Source organism: Pseudoalteromonas simplex (genome assembly GCF_015278155.1).
Lineage (GTDB): Bacteria > Pseudomonadota > Gammaproteobacteria > Enterobacterales > Alteromonadaceae > Pseudoalteromonas > Pseudoalteromonas simplex.
Genome location: NZ_JADILN010000001.1, coordinates 839,715 through 864,951 on the forward strand (window position 1 = coordinate 839,715; position 25,237 = coordinate 864,951).

General features: G+C 40.5%; 15 protein-coding genes. 4 read left to right on the forward strand and 11 right to left on the reverse strand.

The annotated features are described in order from the left end of the window. Positions 1-18: 18 nt before the first annotated feature. Positions 19-9,345, forward strand: coding sequence for an Ig-like domain-containing protein (locus IRQ78_RS03635; RefSeq protein WP_194441369.1), 9,327 nt, complete (start codon positions 19-21; stop codon positions 9,343-9,345). 54 nt (positions 9,346-9,399) lie between these two features. Here the strand turns inward: IRQ78_RS03635 and IRQ78_RS03640 are convergent, their stop codons facing one another. The 3 genes from IRQ78_RS03640 to IRQ78_RS03650 all read right to left on the reverse strand — a co-directional run bounded on the left by IRQ78_RS03640 (position 9,400) and on the right by IRQ78_RS03650 (position 11,640). After that, entirely contained in the window at positions 9,400-10,995 is a 1,596-nt protein-coding gene (locus IRQ78_RS03640; RefSeq protein ID WP_135926342.1) for an AbgT family transporter, read from the reverse strand. Positions 10,996-11,072: 77 nt separating this feature from the next. After that, a complete protein-coding gene (locus tag IRQ78_RS03645; RefSeq protein WP_054554529.1) occupies positions 11,073-11,372 on the reverse strand; it encodes a hypothetical protein in 300 nt (99 codons plus the stop codon). A gap of 7 nt (positions 11,373-11,379) precedes the next feature. Beyond that, a complete protein-coding gene (locus IRQ78_RS03650) occupies positions 11,380-11,640 on the reverse strand; it encodes a DUF3081 domain-containing protein (protein ID WP_054554528.1) in 261 nt (86 codons plus the stop codon). Between the two features lie 201 nt (positions 11,641-11,841). On the opposite strand from IRQ78_RS03650, the gene IRQ78_RS03655 reads away from it, so the two are divergent. Together IRQ78_RS03655 and IRQ78_RS03660 are read left to right on the forward strand one after the other, a co-directional pair. After that, on the forward strand, positions 11,842-12,708 hold the full coding sequence (locus IRQ78_RS03655; protein WP_194441370.1) for a TlpA family protein disulfide reductase: 867 nt from the start codon (positions 11,842-11,844) through the stop codon (positions 12,706-12,708). Positions 12,709-12,787: 79 nt separating this feature from the next. Continuing rightward, entirely contained in the window at positions 12,788-14,068 is a 1,281-nt protein-coding gene (locus IRQ78_RS03660; protein ID WP_166340802.1) for a flavohemoglobin expression-modulating QEGLA motif protein, read from the forward strand. An 82-nt stretch (positions 14,069-14,150) separates the two neighbouring features. On the opposite strand, the gene IRQ78_RS03665 is transcribed toward IRQ78_RS03660, so the two are convergent. From IRQ78_RS03665 to IRQ78_RS03690, 6 genes are all read right to left on the reverse strand, one after another. Then, positions 14,151-15,368: a type III PLP-dependent enzyme gene (locus IRQ78_RS03665; protein ID WP_188728802.1), complete on the reverse strand. Its 1,218-nt coding sequence runs from the start codon at positions 15,366-15,368 to the stop codon at positions 14,151-14,153. Positions 15,369-15,628: 260 nt separating this feature from the next. Then, entirely contained in the window at positions 15,629-16,456 is an 828-nt protein-coding gene (locus IRQ78_RS03670; RefSeq protein ID WP_166340804.1) for a hypothetical protein, read from the reverse strand. Between the two features lie 17 nt (positions 16,457-16,473). After that, positions 16,474-17,277, reverse strand: coding sequence for a DUF1338 domain-containing protein (locus IRQ78_RS03675; protein WP_138616539.1), 804 nt, complete (start codon positions 17,275-17,277; stop codon positions 16,474-16,476). Between the two features lie 40 nt (positions 17,278-17,317). Then, positions 17,318-18,790, reverse strand: coding sequence for a succinylglutamate-semialdehyde dehydrogenase (astD, locus tag IRQ78_RS03680; RefSeq protein WP_194441371.1), 1,473 nt, complete (start codon positions 18,788-18,790; stop codon positions 17,318-17,320). Positions 18,791-18,808: 18 nt separating this feature from the next. Continuing rightward, on the reverse strand, positions 18,809-19,843 hold the full coding sequence (astA, locus tag IRQ78_RS03685) for an arginine N-succinyltransferase (protein ID WP_054554521.1): 1,035 nt from the start codon (positions 19,841-19,843) through the stop codon (positions 18,809-18,811). A gap of 46 nt (positions 19,844-19,889) precedes the next feature. Further along, positions 19,890-21,095, reverse strand: a complete 1,206-nt coding sequence (locus IRQ78_RS03690; protein WP_194441372.1) for an aspartate aminotransferase family protein — start codon at positions 21,093-21,095, stop codon at positions 19,890-19,892. Between the two features lie 204 nt (positions 21,096-21,299). Between IRQ78_RS03690 and IRQ78_RS03695 the strand changes: the two genes are divergently transcribed. Beyond that, on the forward strand, positions 21,300-21,728 hold the full coding sequence (locus tag IRQ78_RS03695; protein WP_054554593.1) for an Lrp/AsnC family transcriptional regulator: 429 nt from the start codon (positions 21,300-21,302) through the stop codon (positions 21,726-21,728). Between the two features lie 34 nt (positions 21,729-21,762). Here the strand turns inward: IRQ78_RS03695 and IRQ78_RS03700 are convergent, their stop codons facing one another. Continuing rightward, positions 21,763-22,689 (reverse strand): hypothetical protein, encoded by a 927-nt coding sequence (locus IRQ78_RS03700; RefSeq protein WP_138616545.1) that lies wholly within the window; start codon positions 22,687-22,689, stop codon positions 21,763-21,765. A gap of 48 nt (positions 22,690-22,737) precedes the next feature. Next, positions 22,738-24,651, reverse strand: coding sequence for a putative bifunctional diguanylate cyclase/phosphodiesterase (locus IRQ78_RS03705; RefSeq protein WP_194441373.1), 1,914 nt, complete (start codon positions 24,649-24,651; stop codon positions 22,738-22,740). Positions 24,652-25,237: the final 586 nt, after the last annotated feature.

The following is a 25,237-nucleotide window of genomic DNA, read 5'->3' on the forward strand; positions in this document are numbered from 1 at the left end:
CTACAGGATTAAAATGCCATGTTATCAACAATTATTAAATATTTATACTTAGTCGCACTTATTGCGCCCATGTCGATATTGGCTATGCCAATTACAATTATCGCTCCTAGTAAAACCTTTACGCTTGATGTAGAGCCCAGTGACAGTATTGGTACTCTACGACAATTAATAAGCGATGAAACGAGTATCCCGTATGACAGAGTGGTCATTACCCAAAGTAGAGATAACTCTACCGCTGTGTTGGATGATGATAATCGTTCTTTGTCAGATAGAAATATACAGAAGGATGATACATTAACAGTCTCAAAGAAAAATACAGCGCCTAGTTTTAGTACAAGTGCCTGGGAATTAGTTGGTAGTGCACGTTTTGCAGGAGTGCCTGAAGGGCTACAAGGGGCGGATGTTGGGGTTGATAACAACGGAATACCTTGGGTTATTTTCTCTAATAATGAAACTAAGAAACTCAGTGTGATGAGATTCAATGGAACTGATTGGGAAGATGTAGGATTTTCAGGTCGGGCTGTTAATACAGCTACTAAACCTAACATCATTTTCGATAATGCTAATAAACCTTACATCTCATATGCTGATAGTGAAAGTCCTATAGTTGAGGGAAGACTCAAGGTAATGACTTTAAATGGTAGTGATTGGCAGGATGTTGGGGCATATGTCTCTACTGAATATGGTTCCAGCTCTAACTTACAATTTGATAACAATGGGTTTTTACATGTTGTTTATATTGATATTGCCACTAGTTCCAAATCATATGAGAATAGGATAGCAGTAAAGAAATATAATGGTACATCTTGGGAAGTTATTGGTATTGAGGGATTTGCCCCAGTTAGAAGTTCTACGCCTTCACTCGCATTTGACAGTTCTAATATGCCCTATGTTTCATTTCTTGATAATTCATTAACACCTACCTCACCCTCTGTTATGTCATTTAATGGGACAGAATGGAGCTATGTGGGTAGCCCTGTGATTACTGAATACCCTTCAAGGCAACCAATTATTGCGATAGATAGTAATGATAATATTTATTTGAATTTTTCTCAATTAGTCGACAGAAAGGGAAAGCATGCACTTTTTAAATATGACGGTGAAATATGGAAAAACCATGGATTTGATGGTGTTAGAATTACAATGGGAGACGTCGACTTCAAGCTAGGCAATAACGATGTACCTCATGTGTTTTTATCAACAAATAATAAAGGGAGTGTTTTAACTTATGAAAATAACAAGTGGGAGTATGTTGGAAACGTAGGGTTTACGGAAGCCTATAGCAGGCTTAATCGTATTGCCCTAGATAGCAAAAATAATATATTTGCATTTTATGCCGATCATTCAGTTATAGATTTTAACTACAGTTCTGTTCCTGGGACAACTAAAAAGTATGCAACAACAACATTCTCAGATTCATCTAGAATAATTACTCAAGGAGACTCAATAGGTGATCCGTTTGCTGATTTCGGAATATCTGACGAAGACGATGACGATGTTGTATTAACGATTACACTTTCTGACACTAACGCGGGGAGCTTTTTAGGTACTGCTAGCGGTGGGGCTAATTATAACTTCGACACTAACAGCGGTGTATTAACAATTTCTGGTAGTGTTAGTGATGTAAAGGCAACGATTGAAAACTTAACTTTTACTCTTGATGGTAACTACACAGGTGAATTCACATTCACTAATGAGTTGACTGATGGCACAGAGAGCGCCTCGCCGGTAACTTTAACATTTAACGTTGTTACACCTAATAAAACGCCGTCTATTAGCACTAATAAAGGTCTTTCAATCGATGAGGGTGCTGTAAAAGTAATTTCTGCGCTTGACTTATCCGCTACAGATGCCGATGACTCTGGTACAGGACTTACATTTACACTTAAATCAGTGCCTACTAACGGCAGCTTGTTTGTTGATGCCAATGATAACGGCAGCTTAGACTCAGGCGAAGCGCTTGCTGTAAATGGTACATTTACCCAGCAAACGCTGGATGATTCAAATCTTTATTACAAACACAATGGCTCGGAGACTACCTCTGATAACTTTACATTTGACCTAGCAGATGGCTTGGAAGATGGTGTTGAGCCAGTTACCAATCAAAACTTTGCTATTTCTGTTTTTTTAATAAATGATGCACCAGAGATTACCACCAATCTCAAATGGGATTTTGTGGGTGATGCGGGTTTTTCTAAAAAGAATGCCAATTACATTAGGCTTGAGTTAGATAGTCATGATACTCCCTATGTAGTTTTTTCAGACGGTTCATATGTTGGTGGCGGCATATCAGGAATGAAATTTGAGGGCAATTCTTGGCAATATGTAGGACTTCAACGTTTCCATACTGGAGTTACTGTTAAATTAGAAATGGCTATGGACAGTCATAATGCCCCCTATATTATACATACAAAGACTCAAGATAGGGCTTTCGTCCAAAAGTTTATTAACGGAAGTTGGCAAGCCGTAGGTGAGGGGTTTGTCAGTTATAGCAGCGCAGATTATTTATCAATCGCAATTGATAGCGCAGACAATCTTTATGTTGCTTATCAAGATGGTCATCACTCTAAAAAAGCAATTGTTAAAAAGTGGGATGGTAAAAATTGGCTGACTGTCGGTGGTACTCATGTTTCACCTAGTGATGCAAGGTTTATCTCACTTGCATTCGATGACAGTGACACACCTTACCTTGCCTATATTGATAAAAGAAACGACAAGTGGTTCGGCAGTGTTAAAAAGTTTGTGAATAATAGTTGGGAGCAGGTAGGTCCTGTCGATTCCCTTGAAAATGTTTATATCTCTAGCTTTGCTATAAATAATAATACGCCTTACTTTGTGAATACTGATATGGCTGAAAAGATTACCTTAGTAAGAAAATTCGATGGCACAGATTGGGTTTTAGTAGGAGAACGAGGCTTTTTTGCAGAAGGTGGATCTAAACCCGATATTGAGTTTGATAGTAAAAATAGGCCTTATGTCGCTTATACGAATAGAACTGAAGGCCCTGAGGTGAGAGTGATGAGATTTGATGGCACAAGCTGGCATAAGCTATCTCCCCTAAGCTCTAGATCAAATACAGCCGGTCTGTCTGGATTCGCGATTGCGAGTGATGACAGCTTATATTTTTCTTTTAATGATGCTGCTGATGATTATAAGGCTTCGGTTATGAAATCCAGCCGAGCAGTATTTGATAGTTATGCGCTTTCTGTTGCAGAAGACAGTGACGCAAGCTTACTATTCGATAATTATCAAATCACCGACGAAGAGGGTGATGATGTTACCCTGACAATTACACTTGCTAATAACACATCTGGCTTGCTAGCAGGCGCGGCGAGTGGCAGTGCTGTCGTTAAGTACGATAATGAAAGTGCTAAATTAACACTTAGTGGATCGTTAACAGATGTCACCGCTTCGCTGGCAAGTTTATCATTTAAACCAGCGGCTAATTTTTCTGGCTCACTGGGTATTACATTTAACTTAACTGATGGCAGCAATAGTATAACGCCAGTGAATGGCACGATTACGGTGACTGGTGTAAATGACGCGCCGAGTATTTCATCAATTGCGGTGACTCAAGCAACAGAAGATACGCTTTATTCGTATCAACTGACAGTATCTGATGCTGATAAGGACGATACATTTACATACAGAGCGACCCAATTACCAAGTTGGTTATCGCTAAACCCATCCGGTCTGCTGGCGGGTACACCGACTAATGATGATGTAGGTGATCATACGGTGACTATATCAGTGACCGATCAGGCAAATGCAAGTGACATTCAATCATTCACGATTTCAGTTGAAAACGTGAATGACAAGCCTGTGATTTCTTCCACGCCGATTAGAGCAGCAACACAGGACCAGCCATACAGCTACACCCTTGTTGCGAGCGATATCGATAAAGGCGATACGTTGACTTATACAGCAACGAAGATCCCTGGATGGTTAGGCTTTACAAGGTCTACGGGCGAACTGTATGGTACCCCAAATAAGCATACCATTGGTACATATGCCATTACTTTAACAGTTACTGACAGTACTGGCGCATCTGTTTCGCAATCATTCTCTATTACGGTTGAAAATGTGAATGACGCGCCGGAAATTTCTTCTGTGCCAATCACATCGGCAACCGAAGACAGTTTTTATAGTTACACGTTAACAGCAAAGGATGCTGACAAAGGTGATACCCTAACGTATGCGGCAACGAAGCTCCCTAATTGGTTGACGATCAACCCATCAACGGGCGTACTTTCTGGAACACCAAGCAATGATGATGTGGGTGAGCATGCTGTTATTTTGAGCGTCAAAGACGGTGCTAATGCACTTGATACTCAATCATTCACTATCTCGGTTGTAAACGTGAATGACGAGCCGGTGATTTCTTCAACGCCAATTACAGTGGCAACGGAGGATAATCGTTATATCTATACTTTGAATGCAAGCGATGTCGATAAAGATGATACCTTGAAGTATGGAGCAACAAACTACCCTGACTGGATGGTGTTTAACGGTTCAACAGGTGTGCTTACTGGTACGCCTCGCAATGATGATGTCGGTGTGCACTCTGTGACGCTAACCGTCACCGACAGTGCCAATGCAACGGTTGAGCAAACTTTCACTATTACGGTTGAGAACGTGAATGACGTACCTGATGTGCAAAATGACATCGCCAGTGTCGATGAAGATAACAGTGTTGCGATTGATATTCTTGCCAATGACAGTGATGTCGATAGTAAGCTAAACCCAGCAAGCGTGATGATTGTTACACCGCCAACACAAGGTCAAACTAGCTTGAATACGGCGAATGGTGTGATCACTTATACGCCGAATGAGAATATTAACGGGACCGATACATTTAGCTATACAGTCGATGACATAGAGCATGGCCGTTCAGATGTGGCGACGGTGACCATTACTATTAATCCTGTTAATGACGCGCCTCTTGCAAATAGCGATAGCGCGATGACCGAAGAAGACATGGCCATTGAAATTGATGTTGCACTAAACGATGCTGATATTGACGAAGGAGACTCACTCGACTTATCAAGCTTAGTAGTCGTTTCTGCACCTGAAAATGGTCAAGCAAATGTCCAAAACGAGCGCATTGTTTACACGCCTGCGTCTAACTTTAATGGTAGCGATACATTTACGTATCGTATTGCAGATAAAGCAGGTGCAGTGTCAAATATTGCACGTGTTTTAGTGACTATCGGTGAAGTTAATGATGCACCAGTGGCGACCAATGATTTAGGTGTACTTGATGAAGATACATCAATTGAGTTGTCTATTCTTGACAACGATATTGATGTTGATAGTGAGTTGCTTATAGGGAATGTGACGATCACGAAAGCCCCTAAGCATGGCGAGCTAACTGTCAATAAAGAGTTAAGCACAATCCGCTTTACACCACATTCAGATTTCTTTGGTACTGATAGCTTTGAATATAGTGTCAAAGATGATCAGTCTTTAATGTCAAATATTGCGACAGTCACTTTAACGGTAGATAGTGTGAATGATGCGCCAGTTGCACAAAATGACACCGCCGTATTACTTGAAGACACATCTCATAATATCAATGTGTTAGGTAACGATAGCGATGTTGATGGCACCCTTGATAAGACGAGTCTAGAAGTTGTTACACAGCCTGAACACGGTAATGTACAAGTGAACAATGGCGTGTTCAGTTACACACCAGATAGTAATAGTTATGGAGCAGACACATTTACTTATCGTGTTAAAGACGATTTAGGCCTTTGGTCAAATCATGCAGAGGTGTTCATTACGGTGACAGCTGTTAACGATGCACCATTGGCAAATAATGATGTGATCCAGACCAATGAAGATGAGAGCGTGATTATTGATGTGACGCAGAATGATTCAGACATTGATGGTCATCTTGATGAGGATTCAGTGAATATTGTAACAAACCCTGCATTTGGTCATATTACCAATAATGTAGATGGTACAGTTACTTATACGCCTGTTAGCAATTATGTGGGCTTTGATTCATTTACTTACTCTGTACTTGATAATGAAGGTGCACAGTCAAACACAGCCTCAGTGACCATCACCGTGTTAGCAGTCAATGATGCGCCTGTTATTGAATCTCACCCAGTCACGTCGGCTACACAAGATGAAGCGTATAGTTATGTTGTTATTGTTAAAGATATAGACAGTGCAGATAGCTATAAATTAAGTGCGCTAGAGCTGCCAAGCTGGCTTGATTTTGACCCTACAACAGGCGAGCTAAGCGGTACGCCGAGTAATGATGATGTAGGTACTCATAGTATCAACTTAGTTGCCACTGATGCAGGAGGATTAACCGATACTCAAACCTTTGCTATCACAGTGGCCGATGTTAACGATGAAGCCACGGGCGGGATCAGTATTACTGGTGAAGCAAAAGAAGGTGAAACCTTAGCTGTTGAGTCGACAATCGAAGACCCAGATGGCGTAGGTGAGTTTACCTACCAATGGATGCGTAACGGCGAAATCATTACTGGTGCAACGCTTGCAGAGTACATGCTAACCGAAGCTGATATTGGCGCGACAATCACAGTTGTCGTAACCTATGTTGATGGCCATGGTAATACAGAAACCTTTACCTCAGATGCAACCAGTGTTGTCATTATCGCGAATGTTGCACCGGTTACCCATGACGAACAGTTCAGCATGGATGAAGATGAAAGCATTACCTTTTCGCTAAACTATTTCGACGAAAACGGTGATGAGGTTACGCTTAATCTTGTGACACCTGTGAGTAATGGTACATTGATAATGGATGCAAACCATCTGGTGTATCAACCAAACGCTGACTTCAATGGTACTGATAGTTTCAGTTACACCGTATCGGATGGCATGCTGAACTCTAATATTGCGACAGTGACTATTGTCGTTAACGCAATCAATGATGCGCCAGTGTCTATGCCAGATAACTTTACCGTCAATGCGGATTTAAATGAGTATGTGGTGCTTGATGTGCTCGCAAACGATATTGATGTTGACGGTGATGAACTTACTCTTGTTAAGGCAACCGTGAGTGCTGGCACGATCCGCATTGTCGATAACAAACTAGAGTACTTAGCCCCAGTTGGCTTGAATGCTGATGTTGTAATTACTTATCAAATTAAAGATTCAAATGGTGAAGTGGTTGAAGTCACATTGGTGGTATCTGTTGTGTCTACGGCAGCTGAAATTACGATTACAGCACCAGAAGACAAAACAATTGCATCTAAAGGTCTTTTCACCAAAGTGAATATGGGCACTGCTATTGCGAAGGATGCACTGGGTAACCCAGTTCGTGTCACCGCAAGCTCAAAAGGTTTCTTTGCACCGGGGACTCACACTGTGATTTGGAGCGCCGGGGAAGGCGATGATCAAGTTTCTGCAACGCAGTTAATCAATGTTATTCCTCAGGTTAACTTTAGTAAAAATCAAACTGCAACTGAGGGGACGGCCGTTTCTATTAAAGCAATTCTCAATGGTGATGCCGTTAACTACCCAGTGGTTGTGCCATATACAGTATCTGGAGATGCGCTAGAGGGTGCAGACCATGACCTAGTTGAAGGTGAATTTAGATTTGAAAAAGGGCAACGTGAAGCGAGTCTGATTGTTAACGTGTCATCTGATGACATTGATGAGAGGTCTGAAACACTGGTTCTTCAGTTTTCAACGCCTGAGAATGCTGTTGTCGGTCCGTTAGGTGAGCATACTCTTACCATCGAAGAAGGGAATGTTGCGCCAAGCATTGAGGTCTTTGCAAATCAGCAAGGGATAGTGACGCGAATCATAAATAGACAAGGTGGTGATGTAACGTTAACGACACTAGTAACGGATGCAAACCTAACCGATACACACATATATGGTTGGTTAACGTCTGATAGTGCCATTGTCGATACAGACAGTGTTGAAGAGAGTTTTACTTTTGATCCACAACTTCTTGAGCTAGGGACGTATCAATTTGAAGTCGGCGTGTTTGACGGACAACAAGCGGGATCTTCACTATTAGAACTGACTATTGTTGACTCAATGCCTCAATTATCTTCTGAAGATACTGACTTTGATGGTATTCCTGATAATGAAGAAGGTTACGGGGATGCTGATAATGATGGCATACCTGATTATTTAGATGCTGATTCGTTAGCGCTCAACGTTGTACAAGAAAAACTGAACGAAAGTGAATTTTTCTTAATGGAAACCGAGCCAGGTTTGCAACTTAGCCTAGGTCATGTAGCGTTTGTAGCACATGGCACCAATACCGGAGTGTCAGAGCAAGAAGTAATGCATTACGGGAATTATGGTTCAGGTGCCACAGCAGATGCTGGATTTGATTATGCTAGCGGAGTCTTTGACTTTAACGTTAGCCAAATCCCCGTAGCGGGTCAGTCAGTCGGCATTGTTATAGCTCAGTTTGCACCCATTCCGAGCAATGCTGTATATCGTAAGCTAATGCATACCGGATGGACTGAGTTTGTCGTAGATAGTCGCAATAGCATTGCATCAGCACCTGGTGCAGAAGGTTTCTGTCCACCACCACATGATGCTCAGTATACCCAAGGATTAACTGAAGGACATTGGTGTGTTCAACTTACTATTGAAGACGGTGGCCCAAATGACGCCGACGGAAAAGTAAATCGTATCATCGAAGATCCAAGTGGTATTGCCAGTACAATGAGTACAAATACTCAACCGGTTGCTGAAGATGATATGGTTAGGGTTAAACGCAACATTAGTACATACCTTGATGTACTCTCGAATGACACAGATGCGAATGATGATTCGTTAATTCTGACATCCGCAGCAGTAGACATTGGTGAAGTAAGTATTGTTAATAATTTACTTTATTTTGTCCCGCAAGCAGAGCACCTAGGAATTGCAACGATTAGTTATAGCATTTCAGATAGTCAGGGAGGGGCTGATTTTGCGACAGTGATAGTTGACGTCGTAGCCAATGAAGCGCCGATGATAGATGCCATCATTGATGTTAGCACCGATGATCAAAGTCCAGTCACGATTGATATTTTGGCAAATGTGACAGATGAAGATAATAATGACTTCACTATAATTTCAGCCACAGCAGAGAATGGCAGTGTGGTCATTAACGATGATGGGACGATTACCTATACTCCAAATGCAGGTTTTGAAGGTACTGACACAGTCACCTTTGTTATCTCAGATGGTGATGGCGGAACAACACAAGGACAATTTAATGTGGTTGTTAAAGCGTATAAGCAGGTGAGTGTAGAACACAAAACCAGTGGCGGTGGTACGCTGCCAATGAGCTTAATCTTGTTATTATTCGCATTGACAATGATAAGACGCAGTTATTATCGAACATATCGATAAACATTAAAAAGCCAAGCTTCAAAGCTTGGCTTTTTTACACCTTTAAGAAGCGCTTTAAGGCTGATAGTAAATCGGTGATTCAGGGCCAACTGGGAAACCCAGAACAAATACCCATAAGTAGAATAACGCGACCCAACCAACAAAGAAGATCATGCTGTAAGGAAGCATGGTCGCAACCAATGTACCAATCCCCATGTCTTTCTTATACTTAGTCGCAACAGCCAGTATCAAACCAAAGTAACTCATCATCGGGGTGATAAGGTTAGTAACCGAGTCACCAATTCGGTACGCCGCTTGAATAGTCTCTGGCGCATAGCCGATTAGCATTAACATTGGTACGAAGATGGGGGCCGTTACAGCCCATTGTGCAGATGAAGAACCTAAGCTTAAGTTTACTAATGCACACATTAAAATGAATAGCACGAATACTTCAGGGCCAGTTAGGTTTAATGCTTGTAAAAGAGCAGCACCGTTAATGGCTAAAATTGTGCCTAGGTTGGTCCATTTAAAGAAGGCAACAAACTGTGCTGCAAAGAAAACCAGCACAATGTACATACCCATCGAGCTCATACTTTTACTCATGGCATCGATGACATCTTTATCGTTTTTCATGGTGCCAACAACGCGGCCGTAAACAAAACCCGGAATACCAAAAGTCACAAAGATAAACACCACAATGCCTTTTAAAAATGGTGAATGTGCCACAAGGCCTGTTTCTGGATTACGTAAAATGCCGTCTTCAGGAACAATTGTCCAAGCAAGTAATAGTGACACCACTAACAGTGACACACCCGCCCATTTTAGTCCTGACTTTTCTTTATCGGTTAAACCGGCAATATCATTTTTAGGCAAATCGTTGCTTGCTTCATCAGGGTTGTACTTACCAAGGCGCGGCTCAACGATTTTCTCGGTAACAAACGTACCTAAAATGGCAATTAAAAATACCGAAATCATCATGAAATACCAGTTTGCTTCAGCGCCAACTTGATAATTTGGATCAATCATTTGTGCTGCTGGCGTGGTGATACCAGCAAGTAGCGGGTCAATGGTACCGAGTAATAAATTGGCACTGTAACCACCAGAAACACCGGCAAATGCCGCAGCAAGACCGGCAAGAGGGTGACGACCAAGGCTGTGGAATATCATGGCTGCTAATGGAATAAGTACGACGTAACCAAGCTCAGACGCCGTATTTGATAAAATCGCAGCAAACACCACCATAAAAGTAACTAAACGCTTAGATGCGCCCATTACCATGCCGCGCATAGCAGCAGAGAGTAAACCTGAGTGTTCTGCAACACTTACACCTAATAAAGCGACTAATACCGTACCAAGTGGTGCAAAGCTGGTGAAGTTCGTAACAAGGCCAGTAACGATACGCTGCAGGCCTTCGGCACTAAGTAGGCTGACAACTTCAATAACACCATCAGGGTCTCGACCAGCAGCGCCTTCAGGGCGTGGGTCGATAGCGCTTAAACCATACCAATCGGCAATGCCGCTAAAAACGATAATAGCAACGCAGAACATTGCAAATAAAGTGATAGGGTGGGGGAGCATATTACCCAAAAATTCAACGGTGGCTAAAAATCGGTTAAACAACCCATTATTGCCACCCTCATGGGTGTTGTGAGAGTTTATAGTTTTTGACATGTCCAGTTCTCGTTATTTCAAAATGGCGCTAACCTAGCATTTTTTACCGGACAGATCATGTTTTAGCGGTGGGAGAACTAATAGGTACGTTCCAAAATGCCCTTGTATAGCAAGGGATAGCGGCGCAAACGTTTGCCAATGTAATCATCGGCTAGAATTTGCGCACAGATTTGCTCTACATCGTTACTTGCTTCAAATACCCAATCAAAGCGCTCAATAGCTAGTAGAAAACCACGCTTGAGGAACTGTTGTTCACGATAGTAACTAAGGTTTTCGCGAATGATATCTAACTTATCTGGGTTAGATTTTAGCTCATTAATAACTTGGTTAATAAACGCTTGCTGTTGCTTTGACTCAGCTTTTACCCGTCGTTTCATTACTTCTTTACAGTTCCTGTTCTGCGATATAAAGCACTTTCTTTAAAAAGTCCTCTTTGTTCTTTTCATGTTGATAGTCAAGGTGATAAGTATTGTGAAAACCAAAGCGCAGTAACACGCCACTGCCTTTTAGATAGACCGTATAACCATCGATATCCGAAAAAGCGCAAATACCCTCATATAGCTTTCCATCTTCATGATCTTCACCGTGTTGAATGATTTTTTCATACACTGAGAGGATCAATTTACCGTCTAGCTCATTTTTCATAATGACTCCTTTTTTTGTGTAATACGTTTCAAACCTATAAAAAGTTTAGTGTTATTTTATGTAGGCATTAAACGAGTTGTGAATTTTAAAACCTTACTTTGCGATAAATCAGTAAAATCACATTTAGATAGCAGATGTCGAAAATTTACAATATTTTCTCTTACCTTAAACTTAAGATAGATTTTATTTGAGGGACGCACAATGAAATATAAGTTTATACCCCTGATACTACTAGCAGGCTTGTTACTTGTAAGCAAAAGCATATCAGCAAATACAGCCCCCCTGATGTTAGAAAATGAAGCAGGGCAAATAGTTAAGCTTAACAGTTACTTAGGCAAGAAACCCGTTTACTTAAAGTTTTGGGCAACTTGGTGCAAGCCATGTATGGAGCAAATGCCACATTTTCAGCATGCATATGAGCAATATGGCGATAAAATTCAATTTGTGGCTATTAATATTGATCTCAATGATGATGCAGACGCTGTTGCTAAGGTTAAAGAGCGTTTTTCACTTACTATGCCAATTTTTACTGATCACACAGGGCAAGTTGCTAAACATTATGAATTTATGGGCACCCCTTTTCATGTATTGATTGATAGTGATAAAAAGGTGATTTTTCAAGGCCACGAAGCTGATAAACCGCTTGATAACACATTACGTTTGTTATCACACAATGGCAAAGTTGATGAAGCGCGCTTATTAAACGAAAAGCAAGGCCAAGCCACTCCTTTGCTTATTCCGAACAAAGGAAAAAAAGCCGTATTATTTACCGCAACATGGTGCGACTGGTACTTAGCCGACACGCGCCCTGCAATGGCAAAACAGTGTGAATTAGCACAGCAACATGTTAATCAGTTGGCAGAGCAAGGAGTTGATGTCGAGGTTAAAGTGAGTCAGTTATGGACTGACCAAAGCGCAGTGCAAGAATATGTTGATAAATTCTCTGCAACCATGCCAGTTTCAATCGATTATGGTAATGATTTATTTATCGAAAATGGCATTAATTCGGTACCCAGTTTACTTCTCTACAACGACGGAAAATTAGTCTCTAAAAAAGCTAAATTTTAGCTAAAAAACGCTTAATTTTGCTTTGTAATTATGCAAATTTAGCCTATGCTCTAGGCTCATTACACAGTGAGCCTAGAGCATGATAGATAAGGCATTATTAGCAAAAACACGCGAGTTATCTGACCGATTAATCGCACTGCAAACACCCATTCGTATCCTTGATGCGATTAATTGGGATAAACAAATCAAAGAAGAGTTTTTTAAGCATAAGTGCCAAAAGAACCCAACAGTTGATCAAGCCTATTACCAACAGCGTGACCTTGGTTTTGTACCAAGTGAGTTACGTCGTGCGTTTTCTGATTTAAATCGCGATATCATCAGCCAGCTAGGGCAATTAAACCCAATTGCGCAATATATGAGCAAGATGTGTACTGAATATAAAACCGTACTCAGTATGATTGAATATCGTGGTACTCCTGAATTTCATGATTTGTCTGTTGAGTTGTTTGGTCATCCAAAAGATTTATTCCATGCTGGAGAGCCTTCACTTTCTGAACTTGCAACCATGCTTGAGCAGCCGCTAAAAAGCATGCTTGATGCTGATATCTTGCCAGATGATCCAAAAAACATTGATGCAGAAGATGCAGTAAAAATTTTAGCATCACAAGTAGCTCAAACGATGCCAGGCATTGATGTTGAGGTTATTCTGAGTGATGGTATTGTGAGTGATGCTGCGGCAGGTGCAAATAATATTAAACTTAATCAAGATGTTAAATTTTCTCAAAGAGAGCTAGATATTCTTGAGGTGCATGAAGGCTGGATCCATGTTGGGACCACGCAAAATGGTCTTGCACAGCCATATTTAACTTGCTTAAGTAAAGGCACTCCAAGCTCTACGGTCACCCAAGAAGGTCTTGCTGTCTTGACCGAAATTATTACCTTAAAGTCAACGCCGCGACGTTTAGCAAAATTAGTGAACCGTATTCAAGGTATTACTAAAGTCATTGATGGCGCAGAATTTGTTGATATTTATCGTGATTATGTAGCGCAAGGGTTGAGTAAAGACGAAAGCTATACACTTACTCAACGCGTGTTTAGAGGCAGCACAGCAACAGGCTTACCTTTTACCAAAGATATCGCCTACATCAAAGGTTTCGTGTTGGTGTATAACCTTATTCGGGTTGCCATTCAATTAGGCCGAATTGATCAATTGCACTTATTATTAGTCGGTAAAATCTCAATTGATGATTTCAGGCTGATATCGCAATTACATGATTTAGGTGTGATTGAAGACCCTAAATTTATACCACCACACTTTAAAGACTTACGAGGCCTAGCAACCTGGCTAAGCTTTGGCCGTTTTATTGGTAACTTGTCGTTTGAACAATTAGAAAACGACTACAAACCACTGTTTCTTTAAGCAAAAAAATGCAGCTGGAATGAGCAGCTGCATTTTAAGAGTTAAAGCATGTTGCCTTACATGCTTTTAGTCGAGGAAACGATTAACCGGTGAGTGCGTCAACCTGCACTACATCATTCAGTACGATAACTTCTGCACGTTTGAAGAAGTTAAAATCTGTTGCAGTTGCTAATGTGTAAGCACCCATCATACGGCTGATGATTAAATCGCCATTGTTTAATTTTGGTAGCATGATTGATTCACTTACTACGTCGATGCTATCGCAAGTCGGGCCTGCTAACACGGACTCAACACGTTCGTTTGATTGTTTAAACGAGTCGATAGGGTATGAGGCTTCATCAAACAATAAACCACTGAATGAGCCATAAATACCATCATCTAAATAGTACCAAGGCTTACCATCACGCACTGCTTGACCCATGACCGATGCAACACTGGTAACCGCACTGGCTACAATAAAGCGACCTGGTTCAGCAATTACGCGAACTGTCTCTGGTAACTGTGCTAAGGCATCATTGATTGGCGCACAAAATTCCTCAATTGGCAGCACGTCTTTGTTGTAAGGCACAGGGAAACCACCGCCAATATCAAGCGTACTAAGCGCAGGTAATCCTAATGCGGCTACGTCGTTAATCACTTGGTTACATGCAGCAATAGCAGTGACATACTTAGCCGGACTTGCTGTTTGCGAGCCAACATGGAACGACAACCCTTTGATACGAATACCTAATTGTTGCGCGTAGCTAATGATTTCAATAGCCATTGCTGGGCTGCAACCAAATTTTTTCGATAAATCAGCGAATGCTTCCGCATTACGAAAACTTAAGCGAACAAGTAACTCAACCTGGTCTTTGTATGCAATGAACTTTTCTAGTTCGTTGATGTTATCTACCACAAACACATTGCAACCGTATTCAAGTGCATCACGGATATCACGATCACGTTTGATTGGGTGCGTGTGAATAGTACGGTCACTTGGTACGCCTTGGCTGGCGACTAAGTCAACTTCGCCGCTGGTTGCTAAATCAAAGCTGGCACCTTCTTCTAAAAGCGTACGAACAACCGCAGGATGAGGAAGTGGCTTTAATGCAAAGTGTAAAGCAACGCCAGGTAAAGCACGGCTTAATGCACGGTATTGATGACGAACTGATTCACAATCAAGCACCATTAATGGCGCGCCATGTTGTGCAACGAGTTGCTCAATAAATTGGTTTGAAGGTTGTGCTACTGGTTCGTTTGCTGCAACCGACGCTGCAGGTACTTTGATTGTTAAGTCTTGTGTAAGTGTTGAAATAGCCATTTTACTCTCCGGCAATTAAGCAACTGCTCGGAAAAAAGTGGAAGTCCGAGTCAGTTGAGTGTTATTAAGCGCACAGTTTGTTCTGTGCAATCAAATACACTCTTGGATAGTTGCTCTATCGCCTTGCTACAAACAGGGTTCGTAATGTACTCGGATTGGCTATCATCAAGAAGCGGCGAGATAATAGATCTGCGTTTTTATTTGCGCAAGTGTTTTTTGATAATATTTTGAGTTATTTTTATGCAAAAGTTAGAGGCTGCTTAGTCGTTTTGAAAGAGTATTCCATATTCGTTTGTGTAAATTTTAAGCATTGCTTCTGCGTCGCTAGGATCGTTCATTTGCTGGTGGAGTTCTTTGATATAAGCAGCCATTTCTACCTTTTGCATATAATCATTTATAAGCGACATAGCTCGATAACCTTCTGTGTTTTTACTACATGTAAAAAAGCCATTTATAAATTCTGGGTATTCAGCAATACGTCTTGATGTGAGTTGGTTTAATTCATGAGCTGGAATGTGTACATCAAGTGTTTGTTTGTATGCAACGATGTAATCAATACGTTTGCTGAAAAGTAGGCGGCTTAATTGCAAAAAAGCATTTTCACCGTAAATCGTTGCGACATTGAATTTTTTATCAGCGAAAATGCTATCAAGTTCGCGGTAACTAGTTGAGCCAACAATCCCAAAGCTAGCTTTGCTTTTTAGTAGCTCTGTAACAGAAACAGGCTCCGAACCTGACTTTAAGGTACTTTTAAGGGCGTATAAACGACGCTGTACATGCATGTACGTGGGTATCGTCGAAAATATCATAGCTTTCGATCGATTTTGGGTTTTGATGGCATTGTAAGTGCAACTAGCTTCGTTACCAGATAAGCGTTTTAATAACCGAGCATGATTTGTTATTTCGACATCTATATCGAATTCATCTGCAAGGGCTGGTTTGATTACAGCATTTAGGTGACGGTTGACACTATTTTTGTCAAATTCATTAGCAAAATATGCATGAGACAGAATTGTTAGCTTAGGCTTTTCTGTTGCCGTAGCAGTGTTTAGAGTAAATAAAATTACGATAAACCCAATTAGCCTCATACATAAACTCTTTTTAGTTATCGAGCATTGGTGCTCTCAAATATTTTGTCAGCTGATGCTGCAACAAAGCCAGTGTATAGCTCACCATCTGGTTTTGCGTAGCGCAAAGCAAACTCATAAAAACAACTTGGTACGGCAACAACACCATCGCTAAATTCAACTTCGCTGTCATCAGCAAGGGTTGAAGATTGCTCGAGTAATACCTCTGGTGAACCTTTGATTTCGCCGCCAGATGTATTTAGCGCAAAACCCGCATCTTTAAGTGCTTGGTTTACACTTTCGATATCATCGAATTTAGCCAATTCATTGATGCTCACCGTAAAGTGATTAGCACGGTAACCCCATGCTGACATCCATGCTGCATATTCACTTTCTGCGAGCAGTTTTTTGTAAGTGTCTGAACTTACTTGCCAGTGCGTACCTGAATACAGGAAATTATCGGCTGTAACAGCGTTTTCGTCAATCTGTGCAACCATGTCGTTGACAATCGTTTGCAGCTCTTCTGAACATTGCTCAACAAGTAATTCAGAAATGAAAACTTTAGGTTGCTTAGGATCTGAGTGTTCGAAGTGCTTAGCGTATAGTTTTTTCGCTTCGAAGTGGTACTCGCCGCATTCTTTGTAGCCAACTGCTAAAAAGTGCGCAGCTAGTTTTTCTAAACCAATTTTTTCATGGTTAAAAGTACGTAAAGCAATGTGATCGTTAATCACGTCATCTTTTTGGGTTGAGCCAAGTAACTCATGTACTTTTACCGCCGATGGCGTAACTGATAAATAGTTGTCCCATAGGTTTTCGAATAGGGCGTTTACATCTGTGTGCATGTTTAATTCCTTCAATTAAGGCGGCGAGGCCGCCAAACAATTATTCAATAATTAAGCCCGGCGCAAGGGTCTGTGGTAAGTTAACTTTTTCGGCTTCAACAGAAGCAACAGGGTATGCACAGTAGTCAGCAGCGTAATAGGCACTTGCTCTGTGGTTACCACTGGCACCAATACCACCAAATGGGGCAGCGCTTGATGCGCCTGTAATTGGTCGGTTCCAGTTAACGATACCGGCACGAATTCGTTTTAAGAAATGCTGGTAGTCATCGCTATCATCACTTAATAAACCAGCAGATAAACCAAATGAGGTGTTATTTGCTTCATTAATCGCGCTATCGAAATCTGTGTAGCGATAAACTTTGATAAGAGGACCAAAGTGCTCTTCATCAGGCATCTCTTTAACAGCCGTTACATCAATAATACCAGGGCTTACAAAACCAGTACCCGGTTCAAGATGCTTAAGTTCGACAAGAGAGGTTGCTCCCATATCAAGTAACTGCTGCTGAGCTGCAACCATACCTAGTGCTGCTTTTTCGCTGATCATTGCACCCATGAACGGTTGATCTTCGCTAAAGCTGTCGGCGACTTTAATTTGCTTTGTTGCAGCAATTAATTTTTCTAAAATTGCATCACCATTTGCCGAGTTTTCAATGAATAAACGACGAGAACAGGTACAACGTTGGCCAGAGGTGATGAAACCAGACTGAATAATGTCGTGAACAGCCGCACTTACATCTGCGACATCTTTTACGATCAGTGGGTTATTACCCCCCATTTCCAGCGCTAAAATTTTACCTGGGTGACCTGCAAATTGCTTATGTAATAGGTGACCTGTATTTGAGCTACCCGTAAAGAATAAGCCATCAATATCTTGATGAGAGGCAAGTGCAATACCTGTGTCTACTTCACCTTGCACTAGGTTGATGACACCGGCTGGTAAGCCTGCTTTAAGCCAAAGTTTTAAGGTGAATTCAGCAACATGTGGTGTTAGTTCTGATGGCTTAAATACAACGGTATTACCCGCTAAAATAGCTGGCACAATATGGCCATTTGGTAAGTGACCCGGGAAGTTATAAGGGCCAAACACTGCAACAACACCATGTGGCTTATGACGAATAAATGCTTTAGCGCCAGGCATTGGGTTTTCTGTGGTACCCGTACGTTCGTTATAGGCTCTGATTGAAATGGCGATTTTACCCGTCATTGCACCTACTTCAGTACGTGTTTCCCAAAGCGGTTTACCTGTTTCGCGGGCAATGATCGTTGCAAATTCTTCGCTATGCTCTTTAAGCTCTGCTGCAAAGTTTTCAAGAATAACGATACGCTCTTCAAGAGTCATATCAGCCCAGCCTAACTGCGCACTACGAGCTGCTTTGATTGCATCAGCGACTTGTTCAGCTGTGGCTGTTTTACCTTGCCAAACAACCTCGCCATTACTTGGGTTGATTGAACTAAAATCATGACCAAGGCCTTCTTGCCATTGGTTATCGATAAGTTGAGTTGTGACACTCATTTTAAACTCCTTAAGTGGTTACAAACGGAAAAACCGTGCTGCATCCCCTTGTTTTAATTTAAGTGCATCTGCCACTTCTTGGCTGACGATTAATGTGTGCTTAGCGTGGTTATAATGAGCATGCTTGGTGAATGTGGCTCTAAAATCATTCACGCCTTGGTTGCAAATAGCTAATGTATCTGAGCTTTGCTCATTGATATGCGCAAGTTCACCAATGCTGATAGGGCAAACTTGTGACTCACGGACACTGCGAATATTGCCAAGCTTTGCTTCTACCGTTGGCCCTGCATCGAATAGGTCGACATAACCACGGTGCTCAAACCCTTCTTTTTCCAAAAGTTTAAGCGCAGGCTTGGTTTTTTCATGAACCTTACCAATCACAGCTTGTGCTTTTTTGCTCAGTAAGTTGGCATAAATAGGGTACTTCGGCATTAACTCGCTGATGAAGACTTTATCGCCTAAACCAACTAAATGGTCAGCCTGTGGGAACTCAATGCTAAAAAAGTGTTCTTGTAACCACTGCCAAAAAGGTGAATGGCCATCTTCATCACTTACACCACGCATTTCTGCGATAATGGTGTCAGCAAAACGCTCGCTATGCTGGGCCATAAATAAAAAGCGAGAACGCGATAAAAAGCGACCTGTTAAACCTTTGCGGTTTTGCTCACGTAAGAACAAGGTACAAATTTCAGAGCAACCAGTGTAGTCATTACACATACTCAGAATATCAACCGTGTTATATACATTGAGAGTAGGTGAATGGTGAACAGTTTTACCTTGGTGGTAATGATATAAAGGAACCGACATTCCTACAGCAGCTTCGATAGCCGTTGTGCCGATAACATCACCCGTTTTACTGTCTTCTAAAACAAATAAATAGGTTTCGTCTTGTGGTTTATTAATGTCTTTTGCAAAACTGCGTTCTGCGCGTTCAATTTTTTCTTGTAGTAAATTGTCGTCAACTGGTAACGAGGTAAAACCATGACCAGATTCAACAGCAATTTGTTTTAACGCAGCAAAATCATTTGCTGTTATAGGACGTAATACTTGCATTAAGTGCACTCCAATGGCGCATGCTTTAAGCATGCGCCAACTAGGATTAACCGTTTACAACGTCTGCAACCGCTTTTTCAAAGCGAGCTAACCCTTCTTTGATATCCTCTAATGGAATAACTAAAGATGGTGTAAAGCGCACAACGTTTGTACCAGCAACAAGGCTCATTAAACCGTGCTTAGTGCTTGCTACTAGGAAATCACGTGCACGGCCTTCAAATTTGCTGTTAAGTACTGCACCTAATAATAGACCTTTACCACGTACTTCACTAAATACGTCGTATTTTTCGTTGATTGCAGCAAAGCCATCGCGTAACAGCTGTTCGCGCTCTTTAACACCGGCTAGTACTTCTGCTGTGTTAACAGTATCAAAAGCAGCTTCAGCTACCGCACATGCAAGTGGGTTACCGCCGTAAGTAGAACCATGTGTACCTACTTTTAAATGCGCTGCAATGCTTGCTGTTGTGATCATCGCACCAATTGGGAAACCACCGCCTAACGCTTTTGCTGTTGTTAGGATGTCTGGTGTTACATCTAAGCCTTGGTATGCGTATAAATCACCTGTACGGCCAACACCTGTTTGTACTTCATCAAAAATAAGTAAAGCATTGTGTTTATCACATAATGCGCGAACACCTTTGATAAAATCGCTCGTTGGCGAAATGATACCGCCTTCACCTTGTAGTGGTTCCATCATTACGGCACAGGTGTTGTCACTGATAAGTGCTTCAAACGCAGCTAAATCGTTATAATCACAGTGATCAACAGCAGCAGGCTTAGGACCAAAACCGTCTGAGTAAGCCGCTTGACCACCTACGGTAACAGTGAAGAATGTACGACCGTGGAAACCTTTGTTAAACGCGATGATTTGGTTCTTTTGCTCGCCGTGTACATCTAATGCCCAGCGACGCGCTAATTTTAATGCCGCTTCGTTTGCTTCTGCGCCAGAGTTTGCAAAATACACTTTGTCTGCAAATGTCGCATCAGTTAACTTTTTAGCTAGGCGAAGTGCAGGTTCGTTTGTCATTACGTTTGATAAGTGCCAAATTTTTTCGCCTTGATCTTTTAGGGCATTGACAAGAGCTGGGTGACAATGGCCTAAACAGTTAACGGCAATACCACCAGCAAAGTCGATAAATTCTTTACCGTTTTGATCCCAAACACGTGAGCCTTCACCGCGAACAGGAATAACCTCTGATGGGTTGTAGTTTGGTACCATTACGTCGTTAAAAAGTTCTCTTGTTACTTGCATTTATTACACCTAAATCTGGCTTAGTATGAAAAAAGTTAAATTGCAAAAAATAGGTCAGTTAAGCCGTTCCTGCCTAATTAAGCACGATGAGATTATTCTTCTTATCTATTTTTCTTATTATCTGGGTTAGGGACTTAAATTTGCAGTGCTATTTTGTGAAAAATGACTAAAATAAAAAGCAAATTAACGAAAAGAGTAGTCAAAGTGATAACTTCACAAGATGAAAAACTATTAGCTATCTTAAGAACCAACGCGCGTGCGAGTATTTCAGACCTAGCGAGGGCGCTTAACTTATCGCGCTCAACAGTTCAAAGCCGAATGTTAAAATTAGAAGAAACAGGGGTGATCAAAGGCTACAGCGTAGACTATGGAGATGCTTATTTGAGCCAAATGGTATCAGCCCACGTTTCGATTAAAGTGAAACAAAAATTGACCACTAAAACGAACCTTGAACTAAAGCAGATTGATGCTATTTCACAGCTCTATGCAATTAGCGGTGAATTTGATTTGATCGCCGTTGTGCAAGCTCAAAACCTTGAAAAGTTGAGCCACTTGTTAGATGACATTGGTAACTTAGATGGTGTTGAGCGAACAACGTCGTCGGTGATTTTAGAAACGAAGTTTAAGCGTTAACCTTAACCTTTGATTTAGTTTTTGCCTATAGAACTTAATTTGTATCAGCTTGAGGCGCTTTGCGGATGACTTTCTTTTCGACTTCATCAAGCTTTATAACATAGGCATTACCACCAATGCCTTTAAACTCTTCGTCTGTAAAAACAATCGTGTTGTCATCGTAAAAAGTGATTGCTTCTTTTTGCGTAACAATGCCTAAGTCAATACGTGATACATCACCAGAAAAAAACTTATCACCCCGAAAGTTCTCAAATAACCAAATACTGGTGGAATCAAGTAGAACCAACTTAGTTCTATCTGGGCTAAGCGCCGCGGAAGTGATCCAACAAAGCTTTTCCATGGTGGTGCAAGTTTTGAACGAATCAATTAACTGTGCATCAAAATTAGCTGCATGATCGCCAACTTTGTAAACTTTAGTAATGCCATCAAATGGCTCAGTACGATTTTTGGTAAATAGATATAAATGTCGCCCTAAGGCTACAAAGGCTTCTAAATCAAAATTTCGCTGATCAGGTTGGATGGGGCGGCCATCCATTTCGGGGTATGTAAACTTGATAATCTCTGCTTCAGTGGTGTCGCCTTTAATATCGATTGGATTTTCGATTTTATAAATGGTTAACCATTTTCGGTCGTTTTTGTTATTGCCAAAATCCCCCAAAAAGAAATGACCAAATTTATTTTGCGTCATATCTTCCCAATCAATGTTTTTAGCATTGGTTACCAAGATTTCTTTTGCAATAGACCCATCTTGATTAAGGCGGTACAACTTGGGTTGATCGCCACTGTCGTTTATGGCCCAAAGTCGATTAAATTTATCAAATTCAATCCCTGAGATTTCTTTGACTTTGGGGTCTACAGACAATCTTTTCTTGCTATAGAGAGTGTAAATAGATGAACCAATGAGTAGGCTAGTGATCGCAAAGGAAACTAAAAAAATGGTTAATAGGCTTTTTTTTAACATCAACTGGATAAAAGTACAGATTAATAGCTGGGATTATAGCGGTTTATGCTATTTTTGTATATTCCAAACACCACGGCCGGTGGCTGATATAAAGTTTAAGTTATCTTGCAAAACTTTGTGCCCTACATTTAAAGATGACTCTGGGTGACTTATCAAATAACCTTGAATACTGTTGATACCCATAGATTTTACCAATTCAAATTGTTTTACATCTTCAACACCTTCAGCCACGACTTTTAAACCGAGCTTAGCACCTAGCTCGCTCACAGAATGCATTATTTTATGGTATTTAGCGTTATCTTTAGCTTGCGATACGAATAGACGATCTAATTTAATAACATCAATTGGAAGATCTGCAAGCGTACTTAACGAGCTAAAGCCAGTCCCAAAGTCATCAATTGCGATAGTAATACCTTCTGCACGCAATTGTTCAAGTGTTTGAATAATCTTATTGCTTGCTTCAATAAAAGTAGATTCAGTGATTTCAAGCATTAATGCGTGGGCAGGGAGGCCTGTTTTTGATAGTTTATCCATAACCCAATCATAGATATTGCAATGCTTTAACTGTACTCCTGAGATATTTACAGATATTTTAACTTTTCTCATACCAGCGTTGTACCATGCCGACATTTGCCTACATGATTCGAGCATTATCCAATCTCCAAGTTCTAGAATAATATTCGACTCTTCTGCGATCGGAATAAACTCCTCGGGAGAAATAAGTCCTTCTTTTGGGTGCTCCCACCTAACAAGCGCTTCAAAATAATCAATGGCGCAGTCATCAACATCAACAATAGGTTGAAACGATAAATGAAAATTTTCGCTTGCAATTGCAAGACGCATTTCGTCAAGTAAATAATGATATCGCCTAATTTTCTTGCCCATATCAGGTGAATAGACTTTAAAAATGCCTCGACCATCGGTTTTTGCTCTATACATAGCAACATCAGCCATCTGTAACAGTGATTGTGGTGTGGCTGCACTATCTGGGTAAACCGCAATGCCTATACTTGCACTAATTTTTATTAGTTTATTACCTAAAACGAAGTCACGTTCTATTTCGTGTAAAACATTTTGCGCTACATCTAAGGCTCTATTTTTACATTCTTTAAGGTCAATAAATATCGAAAATTCATCACCACCTAGTCGGGCTAAGTTTTGATCTAGTTGGCTCGTCGGAGATAAGTTAGATAACTTATGGTGTCGCATTATGCTACTTAAGCGTGATGCGACTTGCATTAGAATTTCATCTCCAAAACTATGACCAAAAGAATCATTTACTTGTTTAAAGCCATCTAAGTCGATAAAAAGTAATGCGCAACGATATTTTTGTCGCTCTGCGATTCTAAGTTGTTTGGCTAAATGCTCTATGTATGCGTGGCGGTCAAGCAGGTGAGTGAGCTTATCTTGAAATATACTTATTTCAGACTCTTTAGTGTAGTTAGTGATATGCGTGCGAAGAGCGTCATAGTTGACGCGGAGTTGCTCAATATGCGGTTGTTTAGCTGTAGAGCTGGTAGCTAAGTTGAGACTTTTAAGTAAATCAGATGCTTGAGTATTAAGCAATTTGAGAGTGTAACTCTCATTTCGAGTTTGTACTCTTATATTAACTATCCAGCTTACAGCCATTATCAATAATAATAGTATAATTATATTTATTGGAGCTAACAGTGTAGATAATATTATATCTGATGAAAGTGCCGCGACAGTCAGTCCTTGCTCAGAATTTATTACTATATAGGTTTCATTCTCTTTTATTATTATGTTTTGCCCACTTAATAAAATATTATACCAAGCCGTTTTTGTTATCTGCGATTCTACACCAGTTAAATAGTACAGCTCTATTCCGCTATCAATATAATTTAAATCATTAATTTTTTTTGTTAATAAGATACTCATCCCATAAGCGAAAGCAATTATAGTAATAATAATCGTGAATGAAGTTCGTATTGCATTTGTCATCTAGAGTACCATTTTGGTGCATTTTTATAAGTTGTGCTCACCTTTATAATGTCAGTAATTATATTGTTACAGATAAGTTAGCAAAAGCGTTTTATTGATAATGGTGTTTAGATTGGTACAAAATGTGAAAATTCACATCGTTTAGAGTATAAGCTCTATTTGTGGGGGTGGTAGTGAGCTAATAATATTCGCTTAGCGTTTACGATGTAAAATAAATTTACTTTACTGGAAAAACGTCCGCTTTTAAATTTTTAAAAGGTTTTTATTTTTATTTTAAAGCTGGGTCTGATGTTGGTTTGATAACTAGTTTTAAATTTTAAATTTACGATTTTGTACTTATTGTTTTTGTCTTTCTGCTTGGGTAGTTTTTAAATAAGTTAATTGGGTAGTAAAAATTAACGGTTGGTTTTGCTTTGTTTTGTAGGTTTTTTTCTGGAAGGAATAACGATTTATATATGTCTCATATAGATTTATATAATTTACCTTACAGAAACAATGTAATTTATTTTTGTAAATTATATGCTTATATTTTTTACGAAATGAAATAGTGTCTTTTTAGTGTTTTTGCTCTAATTGTTCACTTCAA

Excerpts from the sequence above, each read along its gene's own strand:
- astD (WP_194441371.1), bottom strand. The coding sequence starts at position 18,790 with ATGAGTGTCACAACTCAACTTATCGATAACCAATGGCAAGAAGGCCTT.
- IRQ78_RS03675 (WP_138616539.1), bottom strand. The coding sequence starts at position 17,277 with ATGCACACAGATGTAAACGCCCTATTCGAAAACCTATGGGACAACTAT.
- IRQ78_RS03700 (WP_138616545.1), bottom strand. The coding sequence starts at position 22,689 with ATGTTAAAAAAAAGCCTATTAACCATTTTTTTAGTTTCCTTTGCGATC.
- IRQ78_RS03655 (WP_194441370.1), top strand. The coding sequence starts at position 11,842 with ATGAAATATAAGTTTATACCCCTGATACTACTAGCAGGCTTGTTACTT.
- IRQ78_RS03635 (WP_194441369.1), top strand. The coding sequence starts at position 19 with ATGTTATCAACAATTATTAAATATTTATACTTAGTCGCACTTATTGCG.
- IRQ78_RS03670 (WP_166340804.1), bottom strand. The coding sequence starts at position 16,456 with ATGAGGCTAATTGGGTTTATCGTAATTTTATTTACTCTAAACACTGCT.
- IRQ78_RS03705 (WP_194441373.1), bottom strand. The coding sequence starts at position 24,651 with ATGACAAATGCAATACGAACTTCATTCACGATTATTATTACTATAATT.
- IRQ78_RS03640 (WP_135926342.1), bottom strand. The coding sequence starts at position 10,995 with ATGTCAAAAACTATAAACTCTCACAACACCCATGAGGGTGGCAATAAT.
- IRQ78_RS03660 (WP_166340802.1), top strand. The coding sequence starts at position 12,788 with ATGATAGATAAGGCATTATTAGCAAAAACACGCGAGTTATCTGACCGA.
- astA (WP_054554521.1), bottom strand. The coding sequence starts at position 19,843 with ATGCAAGTATTACGTCCTATAACAGCAAATGATTTTGCTGCGTTAAAA.
- IRQ78_RS03650 (WP_054554528.1), bottom strand. The coding sequence starts at position 11,640 with ATGAAAAATGAGCTAGACGGTAAATTGATCCTCTCAGTGTATGAAAAA.
- IRQ78_RS03665 (WP_188728802.1), bottom strand. The coding sequence starts at position 15,368 with ATGGCTATTTCAACACTTACACAAGACTTAACAATCAAAGTACCTGCA.
- IRQ78_RS03690 (WP_194441372.1), bottom strand. The coding sequence starts at position 21,095 with ATGCAAGTAACAAGAGAACTTTTTAACGACGTAATGGTACCAAACTAC.
- IRQ78_RS03645 (WP_054554529.1), bottom strand. The coding sequence starts at position 11,372 with ATGAAACGACGGGTAAAAGCTGAGTCAAAGCAACAGCAAGCGTTTATT.